Here is a 20,530-nt window from a genome sequence, read left to right as displayed (position 1 = left end):
TCGAGCCTGTGCACTCGGGACGGGTTTCCGGCGTTTCGTCGCCGTCGCCCGGCTGAGGTGTCTGTCGGCGCCGTGTGAAAGTCCTCCGGTTCCGCGCGTTTTGTGACCTGGGAGGCCCGAGGCGACGGACGGGCGGGGCTGCCGGGGCGGGGCATGTGGTGATTAGGCTGGGACCGGGCGCGACGTCACGACCCGTGGCCCGGCGTCGGTGTTGCAGGGGAGGAGCGGGGGAGCCGACGCACCGTGCTGCCCCGGACGGCCGCGGACTCTTTCGAACCACTGCGGACGGCACAGCAGACAGAAGCAAGGGTCGCCCCCAGCACGGCATGAGGGTGCTCGACCACACCAGGAGGAACACTGTGAGCAGCGATCGGGACGGGATGCGCGGGGGCTGGGCGACACCCGGCGATGACCAGCCCGACGCGGAGTCCTCAGTCGAGATGACGGGCGAGTTCACCATCGACTACGCGCCGCCCGCCTGGTACACGCAGAACGCCTCGGGGAGTTCCGGGCCGGGGCAGGGCCCGGAGGTGCCCGATGGGAGCGGCGCCTCGGCGACGCCCGAGGGGCCCGGCGTGCCCGGCGGTGCGGCGGTGCCGGAAGGGCCCGGGGTGGCCGGTGGTCCGGCGGGTCCCGGGGCTCCCGCAGCGCCGGAGGGAACCGTGCCGCCGCACGCCGGGTCCACTCCCCCGCACCCGGCCGCCGAACCCTTCGGTCAGTCCTCGCCCCCCGCCCCGGCCGCCGGGCAGACTCCGGCGCCCGGCGTCCCCTTCACGCCTCCCGGGCCGCCGTCCGCTCCCTTCACGCCGCCCGCCGCTCCGTTCGCTCCTCCCGTTCCTCCCTCGAGTGCGCCCTTCGTGCCGCCGGTGCCGCCCGTCGACGCCGAGGCTTCCTCGGGGATGCCGAGGCTTCCCGCGGGGAGCGGGTTCGAGCCGCAAGGGGCGCAGCCGGGTGTGGCGCCGCAGGGCACGTGGCCGCCCCAGGGCTCACCGGAGTCGGTTCCGGACGCTGCGGCCTCACCCGCCGTTGCCGCCGCTGCCGCTGCTGCCGCCCAGGAGGAACCCGGGAACGGTGATCTGGAGAGCGGTGCCACCATGCGCTTCTCCGCGGTCGCCCTGAAGCGGGAGATCGCCGAGCGTGCCGCCACGGCCGGGGACCGGCCGCAGGGGCCGGAAGGCACTGGGCCGCACGGCTCAGATGAGCCCCGGCCGCAGGAAGCGGGAGAGAAGCGGAGCGCCACCGAAAGCGCTGACGTCCCGGCTGCCGCCGGGCCGAGTCACGCATCACAGTCGCACGGCGCGCCCGGTGGTGACGACGGTGGCTCGCCGGCCGGCGGGGCCGCCGGGTCCGGCATGTCCGGCGTGCCCGGCGTGCCCGGCGCGCCTGGGAACGTCACCCCTTCCGGTGACGGGGAGAGCCGGGACGCGGCTGCCGCGGACACCCCGCGGGAGGGCGAGTCGGCGTCGGGCGGCGCGGTCGCCGGAGCCGAGTCCGAGCCGGGTTCCTCACGGGAGGGTGAGTCCGCAGACGCCGTGGGCACGTCCTCGGCGCCGGGGACGCCGGTGTCCACGGACGCCGGTGCCGGAGAACCGGATGCGCCTGCGGACGCGGTCGCTGCGGAGGACGCCCCGGCGGTGAGCGAGTCCGCCGACGGTCCTGCCGTGGATGCCGACGGGCCGGAGCAGCCCGCCGTACGGGCTTCCGCCGAGCCCGCCGAGCCCGCTGAGCCCGCCGACAAGGTGGCTTCCGATGCCGTGCCCGTCGAGGACGGACCCGGAGGCAACGCGCCGCAGAGTGACGCAGGGCCCGGTGTCGCCGGTGCCGGTACTGCCGGTGCTGCCGGTACTGCCGGTGCTGCCGGCGGTCAGCCGGCCTGGACTCCCCCGGCCCCCCAGGGCGTGCCGCCCCTGCCTCCGTCGTACCAGCCGGCCGCTCCCGCACCCGCCGGCCAGTGGCCCGCGGAGCCGAACGCCCAGCCGCAGCCGGCAGCCGCCCAGGGCCAGCCGCCGTTCCAGCCGCAGGCGCCACAGCCGGCGCCCGCCGCCTGGAATCAGCAGGCCGCACCCCTGCCGCCGCAGCAGCCCGCACCGCAGCCCGGCGGCTACGGTTTCCCGCAGCAGGGAGCCCCCGGCACCGGCCCGCAGGGCGCCCCCGCTCCCCACCCCCAGGCCGGTTACGGCTTCCCGCACCCCGGGACTCCCGGCCCCCAGGGCGGCTACGGCTTCCCCCACCCGGGAGTCCCGCCGCAGGCCCAGCCCCCGCAGGGGCAGAACGACCCCGGCCGCCCGCCCCACGCGGGACAGCCCCCCGCGGGGCAGCCCGGACAGCCGCAACCCCCCGTCGACCCCCGCACGGGTGCCGCCTGGCCGCAGCCGATCCAGCACGACCAGCGGCAGCCGACCAACCCCGGCGCCGCGCCGCTCGGTTACACGGCCGCCGTCGAGCTGTCGTCCGACCGGCTGCTCAACAGCAAGCGGCAGAAGGCGAAGAGCAGCCGTCCGGTGGGCGGCGGCGGGCGCTTCAAGCTCGGCGGGAAGAAGGAGGAGGCCGAGCGGCAGCGCAAGCTCGAGCTGATCCGTACGCCCGTGCTGTCCTGCTACCGGATCGCGGTGATCAGCCTCAAGGGCGGTGTCGGCAAGACGACCACCACCACCGCCCTCGGCTCGACCCTGGCCACCGAGCGGCAGGACAAGATCCTGGCGATCGACGCCAACCCGGACGCGGGCACCCTCGGGCGCCGCGTGCGGCGGGAGACCGGGGCGACCATCCGCGACCTCGTCCAGGCGATCCCGTACCTCAACTCGTACATGGACATCCGGCGGTTCACCTCGCAGGCCCCGTCGGGGCTGGAGATCATCGCCAACGACGTCGACCCGGCGGTGTCCACGACGTTCAACGACGAGGACTACCGGCGCGCGATCGACGTGCTCGGCAGGCAGTACCCGGTGATCCTCACCGACTCGGGCACGGGCCTGCTGTACAGCGCCATGCGCGGTGTGCTGGACCTCGCCGACCAGCTCATCATCATCTCCACGCCGTCGGTGGACGGGGCGAGCAGCGCGAGCACGACCCTGGACTGGCTGTCCGCGCACGGGTACGCCGACCTCGTCTCGCGGTCCATCACCGTCATCTCCGGAGTGCGCGAGACCGGCAAGATGATCAAGGTCGACGACATCGTGTCGCACTTCGAGACGCGCTGCCGGGGCGTCATCGTCGTGCCGTTCGACGAGCACCTCGCCGCCGGAGCCGAGGTCGACCTCGACATGATGCGGCCGAAGGTGCGCGAGGCGTACTTCAACCTGGCCGCGATGGTCGCCGAGGACTTCGTCCGGCACCAGCAGTCGCACGGCCTGTGGACCTCCGACGGCAACCCGCCGCCGGTCGCCGCTCCTCCCCTGCCCGGCCAGCAGATGCACGGCCGGCAGATGCCGGGTCAGATCCCGGGCCAGGTCCCAGGCCAGGCCCCGGGTCAGATCCCAGGCCAAGCCCCGGGTCAGATCCCAGGCCAGGCCCCGGGTCAGATCCCGGGCCAGGTCCCAGGCCAGGCCCCCTTCCCCGGTCAGCCGCAGCAGCCCGGCCCCGCCCAGCAGGTCCCGGGCCGGCCCGACCCCTACCAGCAGCCGCAGCAGCATCCGCAACAGCCTCAGCAGCCCCAGCCCGGCCAGCCGTACCCCGGCCAGCCCTACGCCCACCCGGGCCAGCCCTACCCCCAGGCCGCGCCGCAGCAGCACTACGCCCAGCCCGGACAGGCCCACCCGCAACAGGCCCACCCCGGCCAGCCGCCCGCCGCTCCCCCGCAGCCCGGCTACGGCTACCCGCAGCCGGGCCACCCCGGGCCTCCCGGCAACCCCGCAGCGCAGCCCCAGCCCCTGCCCGGACACGTCGACGATGCCGGCACCCCCGAAGGGCGCACCCCGCCGCCCCCGCCCCCTACGCAGTAACCGCCTCACCCGATCGGCCCCTTTCGAGGGGCCGGTCACCCGTCGGGCCCGCGCCGTTCCCACTCGGTGCGGGCCTTGCCGCGTTCGGGGGCGAAATGCGTTGCCAGGCCCTGGCCAGCGGCGCGTCAGTGGTCTCGACCAATGGCCGCGAAACACTCGCCGTTTCGTTATTTCCGCAGGCCACAAGGGGTGAACGTGCCGTTGACGGGCGGAGACGGCCGCTGATACACACACATCAACCCCCTGACAGCTGATCAACCCGTCCTACCCGTCCGAGCGATGACGCGAGGTCCGTCCATGGGCACGAACGATCAGAAACGCAGCCTCCCGCACGGCCTCCGGCTCGCCGCCGTCGCCGGGGCGGCCTCCCTCACCCTCACCGCCGGTCTCGCGACCCCGCTCGACCCGGCTCCCCGGCAGGCCCGGGCGGCCGACGACGGCAAGCAGGTTCTGACCGTCGCGGTGGCGCAGAGCGTGGACTCGCTGAGCCCGTTCCTCGCGGTCCGGCTGCTCAGCACGAGCATCCACCGGCTCATGTACGAGTACCTGACCAACTACGACCCCAAGGACAACCGCGCCATCCCGGGCCTGGCCACCAAGTGGGAGCCCTCGCCGGACAAGCTGACCTGGACGTACACGATCCGCTCGAACTCGAAGTGGTCCGACGGCGAGCGGGCCACCGCCGAGGACGCGGCGTGGACGTTCAACACGATGATGACCGACGACGGCGCCGCCACGGCCAACGGCAGCTACGTCGGGAACTTCAGGAAGGTGACGGCCCCGAGCCCCACGAAGCTGGTCATCGAGCTGAAGAAGCCGCAGGCCACGATGACGGCCCTGGACGTGCCGATCGTGCCGAAGCACGTGTGGGAGAAGGTCTCGGACTTCTCCGAGTTCAACAACGACAAGAGCTTCCCCGTCGTGGGCAACGGCCCGTTCGTGCTGACCGGGTACAAGGCCGACAGCTACGTACGGTTGAAGGCCAACGAGGACTTCTGGCGCGGGGCGCCGAAGTTCGACGAGCTGGTGTTCCGCTACTACAAGGACCAGGACGCGGCCGTGTCGGCGCTGCGCAAGGGCGAGGTGTCCTTCGTCGCCGGGTCGCCGTCCCTGACGCCCGCTCAGGCGGAGTCGCTCAAGGGCGCGGAGAACATCCGGGTCAACGACGCGCCCGGCCGCCGCTTCTACGCCCTGGCCACCAACCCGGGCGCCCGGGCGAAGAACGGCGAGAGGTTCGGCGACGGCCACCCGTCCCTGCTGGACCAGCGGGTGCGCAACGCGCTGTTCATGGCGGTCGACCGCGAGGCCGTCATCGACAAGGTGTTCCGCGGCCACGCCGTCGAGGGCGAGGGCTACATCCCGCCCCGCTTCCGGGACTACTTCTGGAAGCCGTCCGCGGGGCAGAAGCTGGCGTACGACCCGGCGAGGGCGGCGCGGCTGCTCGACGAGGCCGGCTACAGGAAGAACGGCGACGGCAAACGCGTCGGCAAGGACGGCAAGCCCATCACCTACCGCGTCCTGTGCCACGCCACCGACCCGAACGACAAGGCGGTCGGCAAGTACCTCCAGGAGTGGTGGGGCGACCTCGGCATCGGCGTCCGGCTCGACTGCCTGGACAACGTGACCGACCCCTGGCTCGCCGGCAAGTACGACCTGGCGTTCGACGGCTGGTCGGTCAACCCCGATCCGGACTTCGTGCTGTCGATCCACACCTGCGGCGCGCTCCCGGCGACCCCGAAGGACACGGGAGCCACGGACAACTTCATCTGCGACAAGAAGTACGACGAGCTCTACGCCCGGCAGCTCGCCGAGTACGACCCCGCCAAACGGGCGGACATCGTCAAGCAGATGGAGTCGCGGCTGTACGACCTCGGGTACATGAACGTCATGGCGTATCCGAACGCGGTCGAGGCCTACCGGACGGACCAGATCAAGTCGATCACGACCATGCCCGCGAAGGCGGGGAACATCTACGGGCAGGACGGCTACTGGAGCTGGTGGTCGGCGGTCCCGGCCGATGCGAGCGGTTCCTCGGACAACACGTCCTCCACGGGTGTCGTCGTGGGGATCGTCGCGGGTGCGGTGGTCCTCGTCGCGCTCGGCGGTTTCGCGGCGATGCGCCGGCGGGCCACCGCCGAGGACCGCGAGTAGACGGGCGAACGGGCACTCATGACCGCTGACGCGACCCCCGCGCTGGTCGAGGACAAGCAGACGGCGGCCGGGCCGCGGGTACGCAAGGGTTCGGCGTACCCGCGCTACCTGGCCGGCAAGGTGGCCGGTGCGCTGGTCTCGCTGCTGGCCGTCCTGGTGACCAGCTTCTTCCTGTTCCGGCTGATCCCGGGCGACCCGGTGAAGACCATGACGGGCGGCCGTCAGGTCTCCGCCGAGCAGCTGGCCGCCTACCGCGAGGAGTTCGGGCTCGACCTGCCGTTGTGGCGCCAGTTCACCGACTACTGCGCCAAGGCGCTCACCGGCGACCTCGGGACGTCCTACCAGTTCCGCACCCCCGTCGTCGACAAGATCACCGAGGCGCTGCCGAACACGCTGCTGCTGACGGTGACCGCCTTCGTCCTGTACACGGCCCTCGGCATCCTCCTGGGAACCCGCTCGGCGTGGCGGCGCGGCGGGACGGGCGACCGGGTCAACACCGGGCTGGCTCTGACGCTGTACTCCATCCCGTCCTTCTGGCTCGGGCTGCTGCTGATCGTCGTGCTGTCGGTGGGCATCGGCCCGGTCCCGGGGATGTTCCCGACCGGCGGAATGGAGTCGGGCGGCGAGGAGGGCTTCGCGTACGTCCTCGACGTGGCCCACCACCTGGTGCTGCCGGTGGTGACGCTGGTGGCGGTGGAGTACGGCCAGACGCTGCTGGTCACCCGGTCCGCGCTGCTGGACGAGATGGGCAGCGACTACCTGACGACCGCCCGGGCCAAGGGACTGCGCGACGACCTCGTGCGCCGCCGGCACGCCGTGCCGAACGCGCTGCTGCCGACCGTGACCCTGATCTTCATCAACCTCGGCCGGACGGTGGCGGGCGTGATCCTGGTGGAGACGGTGTTCTCCTGGCCGGGCCTCGGCGGGCTGTTCTACCAGGCGCTGAGCGTGCCGGACCTGCCACTGGTGCAGGGGCTGTTCTTCGTGTTCGCCGCCGCGGTGATCGTGATGAACACCCTCGCCGACCTGGTCTATCCCCTGCTGGACCCCCGGGTGGCCCGATGACGACGACGACCGAACCGGCCGCGGACCCGCGGGCCCTCGCCCGGCAGCGCCGCCGTGCCTCCGCCGCCCGCTTCTGGCGGCGCTACCGTGCCGAGAGGGCGGGACTGTACGGTCTGGCCGTGCTCGCCCTGTGTGCGCTCCTGGCCCTGTCCGCCCCGCTGTTCGTGGGCTCCGACGTGAGCAGCGTGACGCAGGCCCCCGGGCACCCGATGCAGAGCCCGAGCACCGACTTCCCGCTCGGCACCGACCAGTTCGGGCGGGACCTGCTGGGCCTGGTGATCTGGGGCTCGCGGGTGTCGCTGCTGGTCGGGCTGCTCGCGGCCGTGCTGTCGGTGGCGATCGGCACGCTGATCGGCGTGACGGCGGGGCACTTCAAGGGCTGGTACGCGACGGTGATGATGCGGATCACCGACTGGTTCCTGGTCATGCCGACGCTGGTGCTGGCGATCGCCCTGGCGACCGTGATGTCCCGCTCGCTCACCACGACCGTCGTCGCGATCGGCGTCACCACCTGGCCGACCACGGCCCGCCTGGTGCGGGCGCAGACCCTGGCGGTGGAGACCCGGCCGTACATCGAACGGGCCAGGGCGCTCGGCGGCGGCCACTGGCACATCATGTCCCGGCACGTCCTGCCCAACGTGATGCCGCTGGTGCTGGCCCAGACGACCCTCATCATCTCCTCGGCCATCCTCGCCGAGGCGACCCTCGCCTTCCTCGGGCTGGGCGACCCGACGGTCGTGTCGTGGGGCGGTCTGCTGCAGGACGCCCGGGAGGCGGGCGCGGTCAGCGCCGGCGACTGGTGGTACCTGGTGCCGCCGGGCATCGCCATCGCCGTGGTGGCGCTGGCCTTCACACTGTGCGGGCGGGCCGTGGAGTCCGTCCTCAACCCCAGGCTGGGGGTGTCGCGTTGACTTTGCTCGACGTCAGGAACCTGACGGTGACGTACCCGGGCGGGGCGGCCGCCGTGCGCGGGGTGGACCTGCGCCTGGACGCCGGCCGGAAGCTCGGCATCGCCGGTGAGTCGGGCTGCGGCAAGTCCACGCTGGCGCTGGCCCTGTTGCGGCTGCTGCCCGCGGGCACCCGCATCACCGGGGAGGTACTCCTCGACGGCGAGGACGTGCTGACCATGAAGTGGGGCCGGGTGCGGGCGGTCCGCTGGGCCGGGGCCTCGGTCGTCTTCCAGGGCGCGATGCACTCCCTGAACGCCGTGCACCGCATCGGCGACCAGATCGCCGAGCCGATCCTGCTGCACCGGAAGGCGACACCGGCCGGGGCGAAGAGGAGGACCGGCGAACTGCTGGAGCAGGTCGGCCTCCCCGCGGCCCGCGCACGGGCCTACCCGCACGAGCTGTCCGGCGGGCAGCGCCAGCGCGTCATGATCGCCATGGCGCTGGCCTGCGACCCGCGGCTCGTGATCGCCGACGAGCCGACCACCGCGCTGGACGTGATGATCCAGGCGCAGATCCTCCGGCTCATCGAGCAGCTGGTCGCGGACCAGGACCTCGGCCTGATCATGATCAGCCACGACTTGGCGGTGCTGGCCGACACCTGCGACCGGCTCGCGGTGATGTACGCGGGCCGGGTGGTCGAGGAGGGCCCGGCCGCACAGGTGTACGCGGACGCCCGGCACCCGTACGCCCGTGCCCTGTCGGCGGCGTTCCCGCGCATCGGCGACCCGGCCTCCCGGTTCGCCCCGCAGGGCCTGGCCGGTGACCCGCCCGACCCGGCCGCGCTGCCGTCCGGCTGCACGTTCCATCCGCGCTGTCCGGTGGCGCTGGACTCCTGCTCCGAGCGGGACCCGGAGCTGCGGGAGGCGGGCGCGGACCGCCGGGCGGCCTGCGTGCTGGTCGGCCCGCCGGGAGCACGCACCGGCGCGGAGCGGCCCGCGGACGGGACCGGGCAGGCCCCGGGAGCACCCGCCGACCGCACCGGGCGAGCCCCGGGAGCGCTCACCGGCCACCCCGGGCACGCCCCGGGGACGCCCGGCGAGCGGCCCTCCGACGACCCGGAAGCCCTGGAGGAAGCGAGGCCCGGCACACCATGACCATCTCCCCCACGGCCCCCGGAACGACCACCACGCCCCTGCTGAGCGCCCGCGACCTGCACGTCACCTTCCCCGGCCGGCACGGCGGGCCCGCGGCACGCGCGGTGGACGGCGTCGACCTGGACATCCGCCCCGGCGAGATCGTCGCGCTGGTCGGCGAGTCGGGCTGCGGCAAGACGACCCTGGCCCGCAGCCTGCTGGGCCTGGTCGAGCCGACGTCGGGACGGGTCTCCTTCGACGGCCGCCCGCTGGAGTACTCGGGCCGCTCCCTGAAGGCCTACCGCAAGCGCGTCCAGCTGGTCCTGCAGGACCCGAGCGGCTCCCTCAACCCCCGGCACACGGTCTACGACGCGGTCGCCGAGGGCCTGCGCATCCACGGCCACGGCGGCGACGAGCGCGCGGCGGTCGCGGAGGCGCTCTCCCGTGCCGGTCTGCGTCCCCCGGAGCGCTTCTTCCTGCGCTACCCGCACGAACTGTCCGGCGGGCAGCGGCAGCGGGTGGTCATCGCGGGCGCGCTGGTCCTGAGGCCCGAACTCCTCGTCGCCGACGAGCCGGTGGCCTCCCTGGACGCCTCCGTGCGCGGCGAGATCCTCGCCCTGCTGCTGCGCCTGCGCACCGAACTCGGCCTGTCCGCGCTGGTCGTCACGCACGACCTGGGCCTGGCGTGGAACATCGCCGACCGGGTCGCGGTGATGTACCTGGGGCGGATCGTGGAGACGGGGCCGGTGGAGCAGGTCCTGACGGCCCCTCGGCACCCCTACACGCAGGCCCTGCTGTCCGTCCTCCCCGACGCCCCGGGCGATCCGGTGGTCCTCACGGGCGAGCCCCCCGACCCCTCGCGTGTCCCCCCGGGGTGCCGCTTCCACGCCCGCTGCCAGATCCTGGCGAGCGGCGAGGCGGAACGGACGGGCGTGGCGGACGCCTGCCGGGGCATCGACCTCGAGGTGCTCGGCGGCAGCGGGCAGTCACAGGTCGCCTGCCACTGGGCGACGTCCCTCTAGCGCCTGTCTGACGATTTCCGCCGTCGCCCGGAGGGCGGCCTCGGAGGGAATTGTCAAACAAGCCCAGGGACGGCGGGAACCGCGCGACCCGCCCCCGCGGACCCGGAGACGGCCCTCAAGCGGACGGGGTGGCCTCTTCGGCCGCCACCAGCTCCCGGCACTGCTGCACGTCCCGCCCCATCTGCTCCAGCAGGGCGTCCAGCGTGTCGAACCTGGCCTGCCCCCGCACGAACGCGAGGAAGTCGACGGCGACGTGCAGCCCGTACAGGTCGAGCCCGACGCGGTCGATGGCGTACGCCTCCACGGTCCGCTCGGTGCCCTCGAACTGCGGGTTGGTGCCCACGGAGATCGCCGCGGGCATCGCCTCGCCCTGGGCGTGCAGCCAGCCGGCGTACACGCCGTCGGCCGGGATCGCGGTGTGGGGCAGCGTCTCGACGTTGGCGGTGGGGAAGCCCAGCTCGCGCCCGCGCTGGGCGCCCCGGACGACGACGCCCTCGACCCGGTGCGGACGGCCGAGGATCTCCGCGGCGCCTTCGACGTCGCCCTCGGCGACCAGGCGCCGGGTGAGCGTGGAGGAGAACGGCTCGCCGCCCCCCGCCTCACCCGTCACGTACAGGTCGACGACCTCGACCTCGAAGTCGTAGGTCTTGCCCTGGGTGGCCAGGAACTCCACGTTGCCCGCGGCCTTGTGGCCGAAGCGGAAGTTGGGGCCCTCGACGACGGCCTTGGCGTGCAGCTTGTCGACGAGCACCTTGACGACGAAGTCGGCCGGCGACAGCTTCGAGAACTCGGTGGTGAAGGGGAGGATGAGCACCGCGTCCACGCCCAGGCCGGCCATGAGCTCGGCACGGCGGTGGTGGGGGGCGAGCAGGGGCGGGTGGCTGCCGGGGCGGACGACCTCGCTGGGGTGCGGGTCGAAGGTGACGACGACGGCGGGCACGCCCAGCTGCCGGGCCCGGTCGACGGCATGCCGGATGATCAGCTGGTGTCCGCGGTGGACTCCGTCGTAGGAGCCGATGGTGACGACGCTGCGCCCCCAGTCCTCGGGGATGTCCTCCAAGCCACGCCAGCGCTGCACTGTGCCTGCTCCTTGTCGAAAGCTCGTCGAACCCGTGTCGGTCGGTCGTTCGTTACTGCCTCGTGCGCAGGTCTAAGGGTGCCATGCCGGGTGCCTGCCGCCCGCATCGGCATGGGCGCTGTGACAGGGCGCACGGCACGGCGGTCCGTACCGGTGGCCGGGGCTCCGCTCAGGCGGGCACGCGTACACCCGCCAGGTTCTCGAGCGTGCGGAGCGCGCTGGGTGCGACCAGGGCGGCCCACCGCCCCGGCTCCTCGGACAGCCAGCCCGCCACGCGCACGGCGAACCCGGGTACGTGCCGGCCGAGATCGACCAGCGCGCGGTCGAAGCGGGTGGCGCCCTCCGGGGTGCGGGCCAGGCGCAGGCCGATCCGGTGGGTGAGGTCGCGCAGGTCGTCGCCGCCGTCCCGGGCAGCGGCGTGCAGCAGCGCGTCCAGGACGTCGGTGTCCTGCTCCCGGGCGAGCAGCGCGTCGCGCAGTTCCCGGCGCAGCGGCCGGGAGGCCGGGATGCCGGGTGGGGTGAGGACGGCGGCCAGCGCGCAGCGCAGCCGCACGCTGCCGGTCTGCAGCAGGCCGGTGACCAGGGGCAGGAGCACCGGGCGGGCGGCGGCGCCGCGGTCGAGCCGCCGGTCGACGCAGGCGGCGATCGGCCCGGCGAGGTCCGGGCGGGCCTCGCAGGCGTCCCGGAGGAGGACGGCGACCCGGCGGGCCAGGCCGGGCGGGGCGGCGTCGGCCAGGGCCCGCAGCGGTTCCTCGGCGTCGGGGCGCTCCAGCCGCCGGGCGAAGGCGCCGAGCACCGGCTCGGGGTGGCTGACCAGGGCACCGGCCAGCGCGTCCGGCGGGAACCGGGGGTCCGCCGCGGCGAAGTGTTCCAGTGCCCGGGGCAGGTGACGGGCCCTGGTCTGCGGGTCCTGGACGAGCAGGGCGAGGGCGCCGCCGTGCAGGGCGGCGTCCGCGGGGCGCGCCAGGAGGGTGAGGGCGGTGAAGCGCAGCAGGGCGCGGTCGCCCGCCTTGGTGACCCGGGGGGCGACGCGCAGGCCCTGCTCGACCGCGGCGATCCTGCGCTCGGGCCGCTCGTCGCGGGCCCATCGGTCGACGGCCCGGCAGATCGCCGAGGGTTCCTCCTCGGCCAGTACGGCGAGCAGTTCCTCGGCCCGCCGGTGGGCGCGGTCGGCGAGCACGTCCGTGAGGTCGTCCGGGGCGCGGTGGCGGTGGGTGTGCAGCAGGGCCTGGGCGGCCGTGGCGACGGTCGCGTGCGGGGTGGCGGGCAGCGGCTGTTCGTCGTCGAACCAGCGGGCGAGTTGCGGCTGCACGGCCACCGGGTCGGCGGCGAGCAGCGCGGCGACGGCGTCGAGGAAGCGCGGTCCGGCCTCGCACGGCGGCCCGTCGGCGTGCACCAGCCGTCTGAACAGGGCGCACCGCACGTCCTGCGGCAGGCGCAGGCCGGTCCAGAAGCCGGGTCCGACCTCTGCGGGCAGCGGCCGCTCCTGCCGCCGCCAGGCCACGATCCGGTCGGCGAGCAGCCGCAGCACCTCGGTGTAAGGCGTCGCGTCGGGCACGGCGGCGAGTGTGCCGGCGAGGAGCCGGGCGGCCCACCAGGAGTCCGGGTCGGCGTCCAGGGCGTGCACCAGGTCGGCCAGCCGGGAGGCGAGCCGGTCGCGGCCGTGCTGCCGGGCCAGATGCAGCAGGGCCTGGACGACGGGCCCGGCGCGGTGGTGCGGGACCGGGTGGGGCGGTGCCTGCCCGCCTCGGTGGACCAGGGCGTGCAGCGCCTCGTCGAGGTCGAGGTGGAGGCCCTGGAGCCAGTCGGCGAGTTCCTCGTGGGCGAAGCGGTAGCCGGACCCGGCCGGGACGAGCAGGCCCTCGGCGAGCACGGCCGACGCCCAGCCCGTGCCGCCTCCGAGCCGGGCGGGGGCGGGGCCCCACGGGAACACCGCCTCGAACGCCTCCCCGTCCAGGTCCCCCTGGCCGGGGCCGAGGCTGCGCCGGGCGGCCTCGTGCACCTGCCCGGCGACCCGGGCGGCCAGCCTACGTACCGCGGTGCCGTACAGGCCGTTGCAGGCGGCCAGGCGGGTGGCGATGCGCAGGCACATCAGGTCGAGGTGGGCGGAGAGGACCTCGTGCCGGTCGAGGCCGGCCCCGGTGAGGTCCGGGGTGCCGGGGAGGGCGCCGTGGACCTCGGCGAGCAGGCGCAGGGTCAGGGGGTGCCGGGCGTCGGCGGCGGCGAGGGCGCCGTCCGGGATGCCGTGCCGCAGGCGGGCTTCCCGGGCCTGCGCCTCGGTGAGGTCGCCCAGGCGGACGCACGCGGGCGAGTGCAGCAGGGGCGCGGTCTCCTCCCAGTACTCGTCCCGGCAGGCGACCACCAGGCGCGCGCCGGTGTCGCGCAGCCACCGCACCGTCGCCTCGGCCCAGCCGGCCGTCCGGCGGGCCAGGGCGGGCGGCATCTCCTGGGGGTCGTCGAGCACCAGCAGCAGGGGCCGGCCGAGACCGGCGGCGAGCCGGGCGATCCGTTCGGGCGTGGTGTCGTCCGGGCCGGCCGGGAGCGGGGCCCGGGCCGCGGCCACGACGGGGGCGGAGCGGGCGAGTGCCCGGCGGGCCGCGTCCGCCACCGACGCGTCGTCGTCGCGCAGGTCGCAGCCGCGCAGCCAGAGCGTGGGGTGCCGGTCGGCCTGGCGGCGGGCCGCCAGGGCCGCGAGCTGCGTGGTCCGGCCGCTCCCGGGCGGCCCGACGAGCCCCAGGACGGCCGTCGGGCCTGCGGTGAAAGCGCCGAACGCGGCCAGGGCGTCCGGTCGTTCGACCGGTTCGGGGACACCCGTGCCTCCGGGCGGGCCGTCCAGGCCCACGGAGGTTCCCGTCAGGGCCAGGACACCGGCCAGGTTGAGGTCGGCGCCGTAGGCGGGCACCGTGGCCGCGTTCTCGGCCAGGAGTGCGCCGAGCGGGCCGTCCGGGCCGGGGACACGGGCGCACAGCGGCACGGCGAAGCCCACCTCGCTGTGGCCGGAGCTGAGGGCGGTGCCGAGCACGCCGACGACGGCCCCGGTCCCGGCGTCGAGGACCGGCCCGCCTGCCGCTCCCCCGCCCAGCCGCAGCGCGTCCCGCCCCGCCGTGCCGACGGCGAGCTCCAGCGCCCGGTCGAGCCGGTGGAAGCGGTCGGTCGCCGCGTACGTCACGGGCGTGCGGCCCAGGACCCGGGCCTCGCGCCAGCCACCGGCGGGGATGCGCACGTAGGCGCCGGTGCCGGTCTCCTCCCGCACGGTGACGGGCAGCGGCGCCACCCCGAGCCCGTCCGTGCGCACCAGGGCCAGGTCCAGCGCGGGCAGCGGCGTGACGGCGCCGGCGTCGACGACCCGGCGGCGGTCCCCTTCCCCGTGCAGGACGAGGCGGGGCAGGCCGTCGACGGCCTCGTGGCTGGTGATCAGGGTGCCGTGGTGGTCGGCCAGGAAGCCGGTGCCGCGGGGGCGGCCGGCCAGGTCGTGGATGCGGACCAGGGCGTCCCCGGGGAACGCCCTGTCGTCGTGCCCGGCCGCGCCGGGGCGCTCCCGCGCGACCCGTGAGCCTTCCTCCGCCCCCCGGGACCGGTTTCGCGACGCCATCGTCCGAGCCTCCCCGCCGTACACCCGTGCCCTCGTGTTCGACAGTAGGGGGGCGAAGATCGGCGGGACAGATCACTGTGCGAAAGCGCCCCCTTCCGCTCCCCCGGTTCACTCCGAGCGCTGGCACGGACGGGTGAACGGAGGGGGGCGGGTGGATACACCCTAGGGGTGGGGGAACCGAGGGGGGACCGTGGAGCGGCGGAGGTGGAGGTACCCCGTGGCCGCCGCTCCACGGGCGGGTGCCCCTCGGCGGGCCGTCAGCCGAAGACGGCCAGGCTCCTGGCCTTGCCGCGCTGTTCCTCGACGAGGGCGAGGAAGCGGCCCTCGGGGTCGAAGACGCCGACCGGACCGGAGCCCGCGTACTCGTCGGGCATCTCCAGCCGCACGCCGTTGGTGAGCAGCCTGGCGCGCCGGGCGTCGACGTCCCAGCGCGGGAAGGCGGCCGCGGCGGCCTCCGCCACCGGCACCACGGTCAGCTCCTGCTGGAGCTGGTCGAGCGTGCGCGCGGCGTCCAGCTTGTAGGGGCCGACGCGGGTGCGGCGCAGGGCGGTGAGGTGCCCCCCGACGCCGAGACCGGCGCCCAGGTCGCGGGCCAGGGCCCGGATGTAGGTGCCGGAGGAGCAGACGACCGAGACCACCAGGTCGAGCACGGGCGTGCCGTCCTCGGCGACGGCGTCGCGGACGTCGTACACGCCGAAGGAGGAGACCCGGACGGGCCGGGCGGGGATCTCGAACTCCTCGCCCTCCCGGGCGCGCTTGTACGACCGCACGCCGTTGATCTTGATGGCGCTGACTTTGGACGGCACCTGCATGATGTCGCCGGTCAGCTCGGCGATGCCGGCGTCGACGGCCTCGCGGGTGACCCCGGAGGCGTCGGTGGAGGAGGTGATCTCCCCCTCGGCGTCGTCGGTGAGGGTGTTCTGCCCGAGCCGGATGGTGCCCAGGTACTCCTTCTCGGTCAGCGCGAGGTGGCCGAGGAGTTTGGTGGCCTTCTCGACGCCGAGGACGAGGACGCCCGTCGCCATCGGGTCCAGGGTGCCGGCGTGCCCGACGCGGCGCGTCCGGGCGATGCCGCGCATTTTGGCGACCACGTCGTGCGAAGTGAAGCCCGACGGCTTGTCGACGATGACGAGGCCGTCGGGCGTGGTGTGCTTCTGGGTCATTCGGCGGTGTCGTCCGTCTCGTCGTCCTCGTCCGGCTTGCGGTACGGGTCGGCGTCACCGGCGTACTTCGCCCCGGCGGAGGCCTCGCGCACCTTCTCGTCGGACTGGCGCGCCTTGTCGAGGAGGTCCTCGATGTTCCGGGCGGTGTCCGGGAGGGCGTCCATGACGAAGGTCAGGGTCGGCGTGAACTTCACGCCGGCGGCCCGGCCGACCTCCGAGCGCAGGACTCCCTTGGCGCTCTCCAGGCCGGCGGCGGCCGCCGCGCGCTCCTCGTCGTCGCCGTACACCGTGTAGAAGACGGTCGCCTCCCGGAGGTCACCCGTGACGCGGGTGTCCGTGATGGTGACGTGCGAGCCGAGCCGCGGGTCCTTGATCCCGCGCTGCAGCTTCTGGGCCACCACCTCTCGGATGAGGTCCGCCAGCCTTTTAGCCCGCGCGTTGTCGGCCACTGGTCCGTCTCCCGTTCTTTCCTGTCCGGTTTCGTTCTCGGTTCGTCAGTCGTCTTCGCCGTGGAAGCGCCGCCTGACGGACAGCAACTCCACCTCGGGGTGCCCGGCCACGAGCCGTTCGCACCGGTCGAGCACGTCGCTGAGGTGCCCCGCGTCGCCGGACACCAGCGCGAGGCCGATGACGGCCCTGCGGTGGAGGTCCATGTGGTCCACCTCGGCCGCGCTCACGGCGTACTTGCGCTGGAGCTCGGCGACGATGGGGCGGACGACGGAGCGCTTCTCCTTCAGCGACCGTACGTCGCCGAGAAGCAGGTCGAAGGACAGAGTCCCCACGTACATGTGTGTCCGGATGACCCGCCGGTACGGGATCGATGGCCCTGCGCTGTCGGGACGGCAGGAACACCAGGAACGTTACCGCGAACGGGCCGGGGGCTCGATCGGGTTTTCCGGTGCGCACGCCGCCCCAACGGCCAGCCGGCCGACGCGGCGGTGCCGCGTCGGCCGGTCAGGACACCGTGGGCGTTACGCCCGCGGCTTCTCGCGCATCTCGTACGTCGCGATGACGTCGTCGACCTTGATGTCGTTGAAGTTGCCGAGGTTGATACCGCCCTCGAACCCTTCGCGGATCTCGGTGACGTCGTCCTTGAAGCGACGCAGGCCCTCGATGTTGAGGTTCTCCGCGACCACCTTGCCGTCGCGGATGAGGCGGGCCTTGGTGTTCCGCTTGACCTCGCCGGAGCGGATGAGGACACCCGCGATGTTGCCCAGCTTGGACGACTTGAAGACCTCGCGGATCTCCGCCGTACCGAGCTCGACCTCTTCGTACTCCGGCTTGAGCATGCCCTTGAGGGCCGCCTCGATCTCCTCGATCGCCTGGTAGATGACCGAGTAGTACCGGACGTCCACGCCCTCGCGCTCCGCCATCTGCTGGGCACGTCCGGCGGCGCGGACGTTGAAGCCGATGACGATGGCGTCCGAGCCCATGGCCAGGTCGATGTCGGACTCCGTGACCGCACCGACGCCGCGGTGCAGGACGCGGATGTCGACCTCTTCGCCGACGTCCAGCTGCAGCAGGGAGGACTCCAGGGCCTCGACGGACCCGGAAGCGTCACCCTTGATGATGAGGTTGAGCTGCTGGACCTCGCCGGCCTTGAGCACCTTGTCCAGGTCCTCGAGCGAGACGCGGCGCGTGCGCTTGGCGAAGGCCGCGTTGCGCTCGCGGGCGGCGCGCTTCTCCGCGATCTGACGGGCCGTACGGTCCTCGTCCACCACGATGAAGTTGTCGCCGGCACCCGGGACGTTGGTCAGACCCAGGACCTGCACCGGCGTCGAGGGACCTGCCTCGGCGACGCTGTTGCCGTTGTCGTCGTGCATCGCCCGGACGCGGCCGTACGCGTCGCCGACCACCATGGTGTCGCCGACCCGCAGGGTGCCTCGCTGGACGAGGACCGTCGACACGGCGCCACGACCGCGGTCGAGGCGGGACTCGATCGAGATGCCCTGCGCGTCCTGGTTCGGGTTGGCCCGCAGGTCGAGCGAGGCGTCCGCCGTGAGGATCACGGCCTCCAGCAGGGAGTCGATGTGCAGACCCTGCTTGGCGGAGATGTCGACGAACATGGTGTCGCCGCCGTACTCCTCGGCCACCAGCCCGTACTCGGTGAGCTGGCCGCGCACCTTGGTCGGGTCGGCACCCTCGACGTCGATCTTGTTGACCGCGACGACGATCGGGACGTCGGCCGCCTTGGCGTGGTTGAGCGCCTCGACCGTCTGCGGCATGACGCCGTCGTTGGCCGCGACGACCAGGATCGCGATGTCGGTCGACCGCGCACCACGGGCACGCATGGCGGTGAACGCCTCGTGGCCCGGGGTGTCGATGAAGGTGATCTTGCGCTCTTCGTCGTTGACCTCGGTCGCGACCTGGTAGGCACCGATGTGCTGGGTGATGCCGCCGGCCTCGCCCGCGATGACGTTCGTCTTGCGGATGGCGTCCAGCAGTCGGGTCTTACCGTGGTCGACGTGACCCATGACGGTCACCACCGGCGGACGGACCACGAGGTCTTCCTCGGTGCCCTCGTCCTCGCCGAACTCCAGGTCGAAGGACTCGAGCAGCTCGCGGTCCTCCTCCTCGGGGCTGACGATCTGAACCGTGTAGTTCATCTCGTCGGCGAGGAGCTGCAGCGTCTCGTCGGAGACGGACTGCGTCGCCGTGACCATCTCGCCGAGGTTCATCATGACCGCGACGAGCGACGCCGGGTTGGCGTTGATCTTCTCCGCGAAGTCGGTGAGCGAGGCACCGCGCGACAGGCGAATGGTCTCGCCGTTGCCGCGAGGCAGCATCACACCGCCGACCGACGGGGCCTGCATGGCCTCGTACTCCTGGCGCCTCTGCCGCTTCGACTTGCGGCCACGACGCGCCGGACCACCGGGACGGCCGAACGCACCCTGCGTGCCACCACGGCCACCGGGACCGCCGGGACGACCACCGAAGCCGGGACGGCCACCGCCGCCGGGACCGGCCGGACGGCCGGCGAAACCGCCACCGCCGCCGCCACCACCGGGACGGCCGGCGAAACCGCCGCCGCCACCGCCGGGACGACCGGCGAAGCCGCCGCCACCCGGACGACCGCCGCCGCCACCGGGACGACCGCCGCCACCGGGACCGCGGCCGCCGGGGCCACCGCCACCGGGACGCGGGCCGGCAGCCGGACGCTGCGGCATCATGCCGGGGTTGGGACGCGGGCCGCCGGGACCGCCGCCGGGACGGGGACCGCCCTGCGGACGGGGCATGCCGCCCGGGGTCGGACGCGCGCCGCCCGGGGCCTGCGGGCGGGGACCGCCCGCCGCACCCTGGGGACGGGGACCGCCCTGGCCCTGGCCCTGCGGGCGCGGAGCGCCGCCGGGGGCACCGGGGCCGCCCGGACGCGGGGCGCCGCCGGGACGGGGCGCCTGCGGGCGCGCCATGCCGGTGGAGCCGCCGGAGGTGAAGGGGTTGTTGCCCGGACGGGGACCCGCCGGACGGGCGCCGGGACGCGGGGCGCCGCCACCCGGACGCGGAGCGCCGGGACGGTCACCGCGGCCCTGGCCGCCCTGGCCGGAACCGGCCGGACGGGGAGCACCCGGACGCGGCGTCTGGCCGGCCGGACGCGGGGCGCCCGGCCGCGGGCCGGAGCCCTGGGACGGCGCGGCGGGGGCCGACGGCGGCGCGGTGAACTCGGGCGCGGCCGGAGCCGGGGACGCCGGGGCGGGCCGCGGCGCGGGCTTCGGGCCCGGGGTGGGACGGGGGCCGGGAGTGGCCGGCGCGGCGGGAGCCGCGGGCTTCTCGGCGGCGGCCGGCTTGGGGGCCGGCGGGCGCGGGGCGGCCGGACGGGCTGCCTGCGCCGGAGAGGGGGCTGCCGGCTTCGCCGGGGCAGCCTTGCGGGCGGAGGCGGCCTTGCCGCCACCGTTGCCCTGCTGGAGGGCGTCCGTCAGCTTGCGTACAACGGGCGCTTCGATGGTCGAAGACGCCGAACGGACGAATTCACCGAGTTCCTGGAGCTTGGCCATGACGACCTTGCTCTCGACACCGAACTCCTTGGCGAGTTCGTAGACCCGGACCTTAGCCACTTCGCTCCTTTGAGGTCCGGGTTGCGTCCGGACCGTCGCTAGTTCATGGGCGTACTCATCGCGTACTCATCGAGTGCTCATCGCAATCTCGACCTGCTTTCGACTCGCGAGGTACCTAGCCGCACGGGGTTCCGTACGGCACGTCTTACGGTGTTGCCTGCTCGGCAACTGTCGTCTGCTCGACGTAGTGGCGCAACGCCTTTGTGTCGAGCGCTCCCGGGGCGCGCAGTGCCCTCGTGAACGCCCGGCGGCGTACCGCCTGGTCGAGACAGACCAGTGCGGGGTGTACGTACGCACCCCGGCCGGGCAGCGTACCGCGATGATCGGGGACGCATTCACCCTCGATCGCCACGATCCGCAGCAGTTCGGCCTTGGCCGCTCGCTCCCGACACCCCACACAGGTGCGTTCAGGGCATGCGCGGGCGCGCGTCCGGCCAGACACT

At 74.0% G+C, this 20,530-nt stretch carries 13 protein-coding genes; 6 read left to right on the top strand and 7 right to left on the bottom strand.

Annotated features, from left to right (window positions below; all coding sequences use genetic code 11):
* The first annotated feature begins 326 nt into the window (after positions 1-326).
* The 6 genes from Q5694_RS30485 to Q5694_RS30460 all read left to right on the top strand — a co-directional run bounded on the left by Q5694_RS30485 (position 327) and on the right by Q5694_RS30460 (position 10,202).
* Entirely contained in the window at positions 327-3,941 is a 3,615-nt protein-coding gene (locus Q5694_RS30485) for an SCO5717 family growth-regulating ATPase (RefSeq protein WP_443040973.1), read from the top strand.
* Between the two features lie 297 nt (positions 3,942-4,238).
* Positions 4,239-6,092 (top strand): ABC transporter substrate-binding protein, encoded by a 1,854-nt coding sequence (locus Q5694_RS30480; RefSeq protein ID WP_333936714.1) that lies wholly within the window; start codon positions 4,239-4,241, stop codon positions 6,090-6,092.
* A gap of 18 nt (positions 6,093-6,110) precedes the next feature.
* Positions 6,111-7,157: an ABC transporter permease gene (locus Q5694_RS30475; RefSeq protein ID WP_333936713.1), complete on the top strand. Its 1,047-nt coding sequence runs from the start codon at positions 6,111-6,113 to the stop codon at positions 7,155-7,157.
* Positions 7,154-8,068, top strand: a complete 915-nt coding sequence (locus Q5694_RS30470; RefSeq protein ID WP_333936712.1) for an ABC transporter permease — start codon at positions 7,154-7,156, stop codon at positions 8,066-8,068. Before Q5694_RS30475 ends, Q5694_RS30470 begins: the two co-directional genes overlap by 4 nt.
* Positions 8,065-9,201 carry an ABC transporter ATP-binding protein gene (locus tag Q5694_RS30465; protein WP_333936710.1) on the top strand — a complete coding sequence of 379 codons (1,137 nt, stop codon included), beginning with the start codon at positions 8,065-8,067 and terminating at the stop codon, positions 9,199-9,201. Before Q5694_RS30470 ends, Q5694_RS30465 begins: the two co-directional genes overlap by 4 nt.
* Positions 9,198-10,202: an ABC transporter ATP-binding protein gene (locus Q5694_RS30460; RefSeq protein ID WP_333936709.1), complete on the top strand. Its 1,005-nt coding sequence runs from the start codon at positions 9,198-9,200 to the stop codon at positions 10,200-10,202. The genes Q5694_RS30465 and Q5694_RS30460 overlap by 4 nt, the downstream gene beginning before the upstream one ends.
* A gap of 115 nt (positions 10,203-10,317) precedes the next feature.
* Here the strand turns inward: Q5694_RS30460 and Q5694_RS30455 are convergent, their stop codons facing one another.
* From Q5694_RS30455 to Q5694_RS30425, 7 genes are all read right to left on the bottom strand, one after another.
* Positions 10,318-11,280 (bottom strand): bifunctional riboflavin kinase/FAD synthetase, encoded by a 963-nt coding sequence (locus Q5694_RS30455; RefSeq protein WP_333936708.1) that lies wholly within the window; start codon positions 11,278-11,280, stop codon positions 10,318-10,320.
* 169 nt (positions 11,281-11,449) lie between these two features.
* On the bottom strand, positions 11,450-14,872 hold the full coding sequence (locus Q5694_RS30450) for a trypsin-like peptidase domain-containing protein (protein WP_333936707.1): 3,423 nt from the start codon (positions 14,870-14,872) through the stop codon (positions 11,450-11,452).
* A 257-nt stretch (positions 14,873-15,129) separates the two neighbouring features.
* Complete coding sequence (truB, locus tag Q5694_RS30445; RefSeq protein ID WP_333936705.1) at positions 15,130-16,035, bottom strand: tRNA pseudouridine(55) synthase TruB; 906 nt, start codon at positions 16,033-16,035, stop codon at positions 15,130-15,132.
* Positions 16,032-16,484 (bottom strand): 30S ribosome-binding factor RbfA, encoded by a 453-nt coding sequence (gene rbfA, locus Q5694_RS30440; RefSeq protein WP_333936704.1) that lies wholly within the window; start codon positions 16,482-16,484, stop codon positions 16,032-16,034. Before rbfA ends, truB begins: the two co-directional genes overlap by 4 nt.
* Positions 16,485-16,529: 45 nt before the next feature.
* A complete protein-coding gene (locus tag Q5694_RS30435) occupies positions 16,530-16,823 on the bottom strand; it encodes a DUF503 domain-containing protein (protein WP_333936703.1) in 294 nt (97 codons plus the stop codon).
* Between the two features lie 183 nt (positions 16,824-17,006).
* Complete coding sequence (gene infB / locus Q5694_RS30430; RefSeq protein ID WP_333936702.1) at positions 17,007-20,087, bottom strand: translation initiation factor IF-2; 3,081 nt, start codon at positions 20,085-20,087, stop codon at positions 17,007-17,009.
* A 145-nt stretch (positions 20,088-20,232) separates the two neighbouring features.
* Positions 20,233-20,529 carry a YlxR family protein gene (locus Q5694_RS30425; RefSeq protein ID WP_333936701.1) on the bottom strand — a complete coding sequence of 99 codons (297 nt, stop codon included), beginning with the start codon at positions 20,527-20,529 and terminating at the stop codon, positions 20,233-20,235.
* Position 20,530: the final 1 nt, after the last annotated feature.

Source organism: Streptomyces sp. AHA2, from assembly GCF_036857595.1.
Lineage (GTDB): Bacteria > Actinomycetota > Actinomycetes > Streptomycetales > Streptomycetaceae > Streptomyces.
Note: the sequence above shows the minus strand (reverse complement) of the source record. Positions and strands in the feature narration are given on the sequence as shown.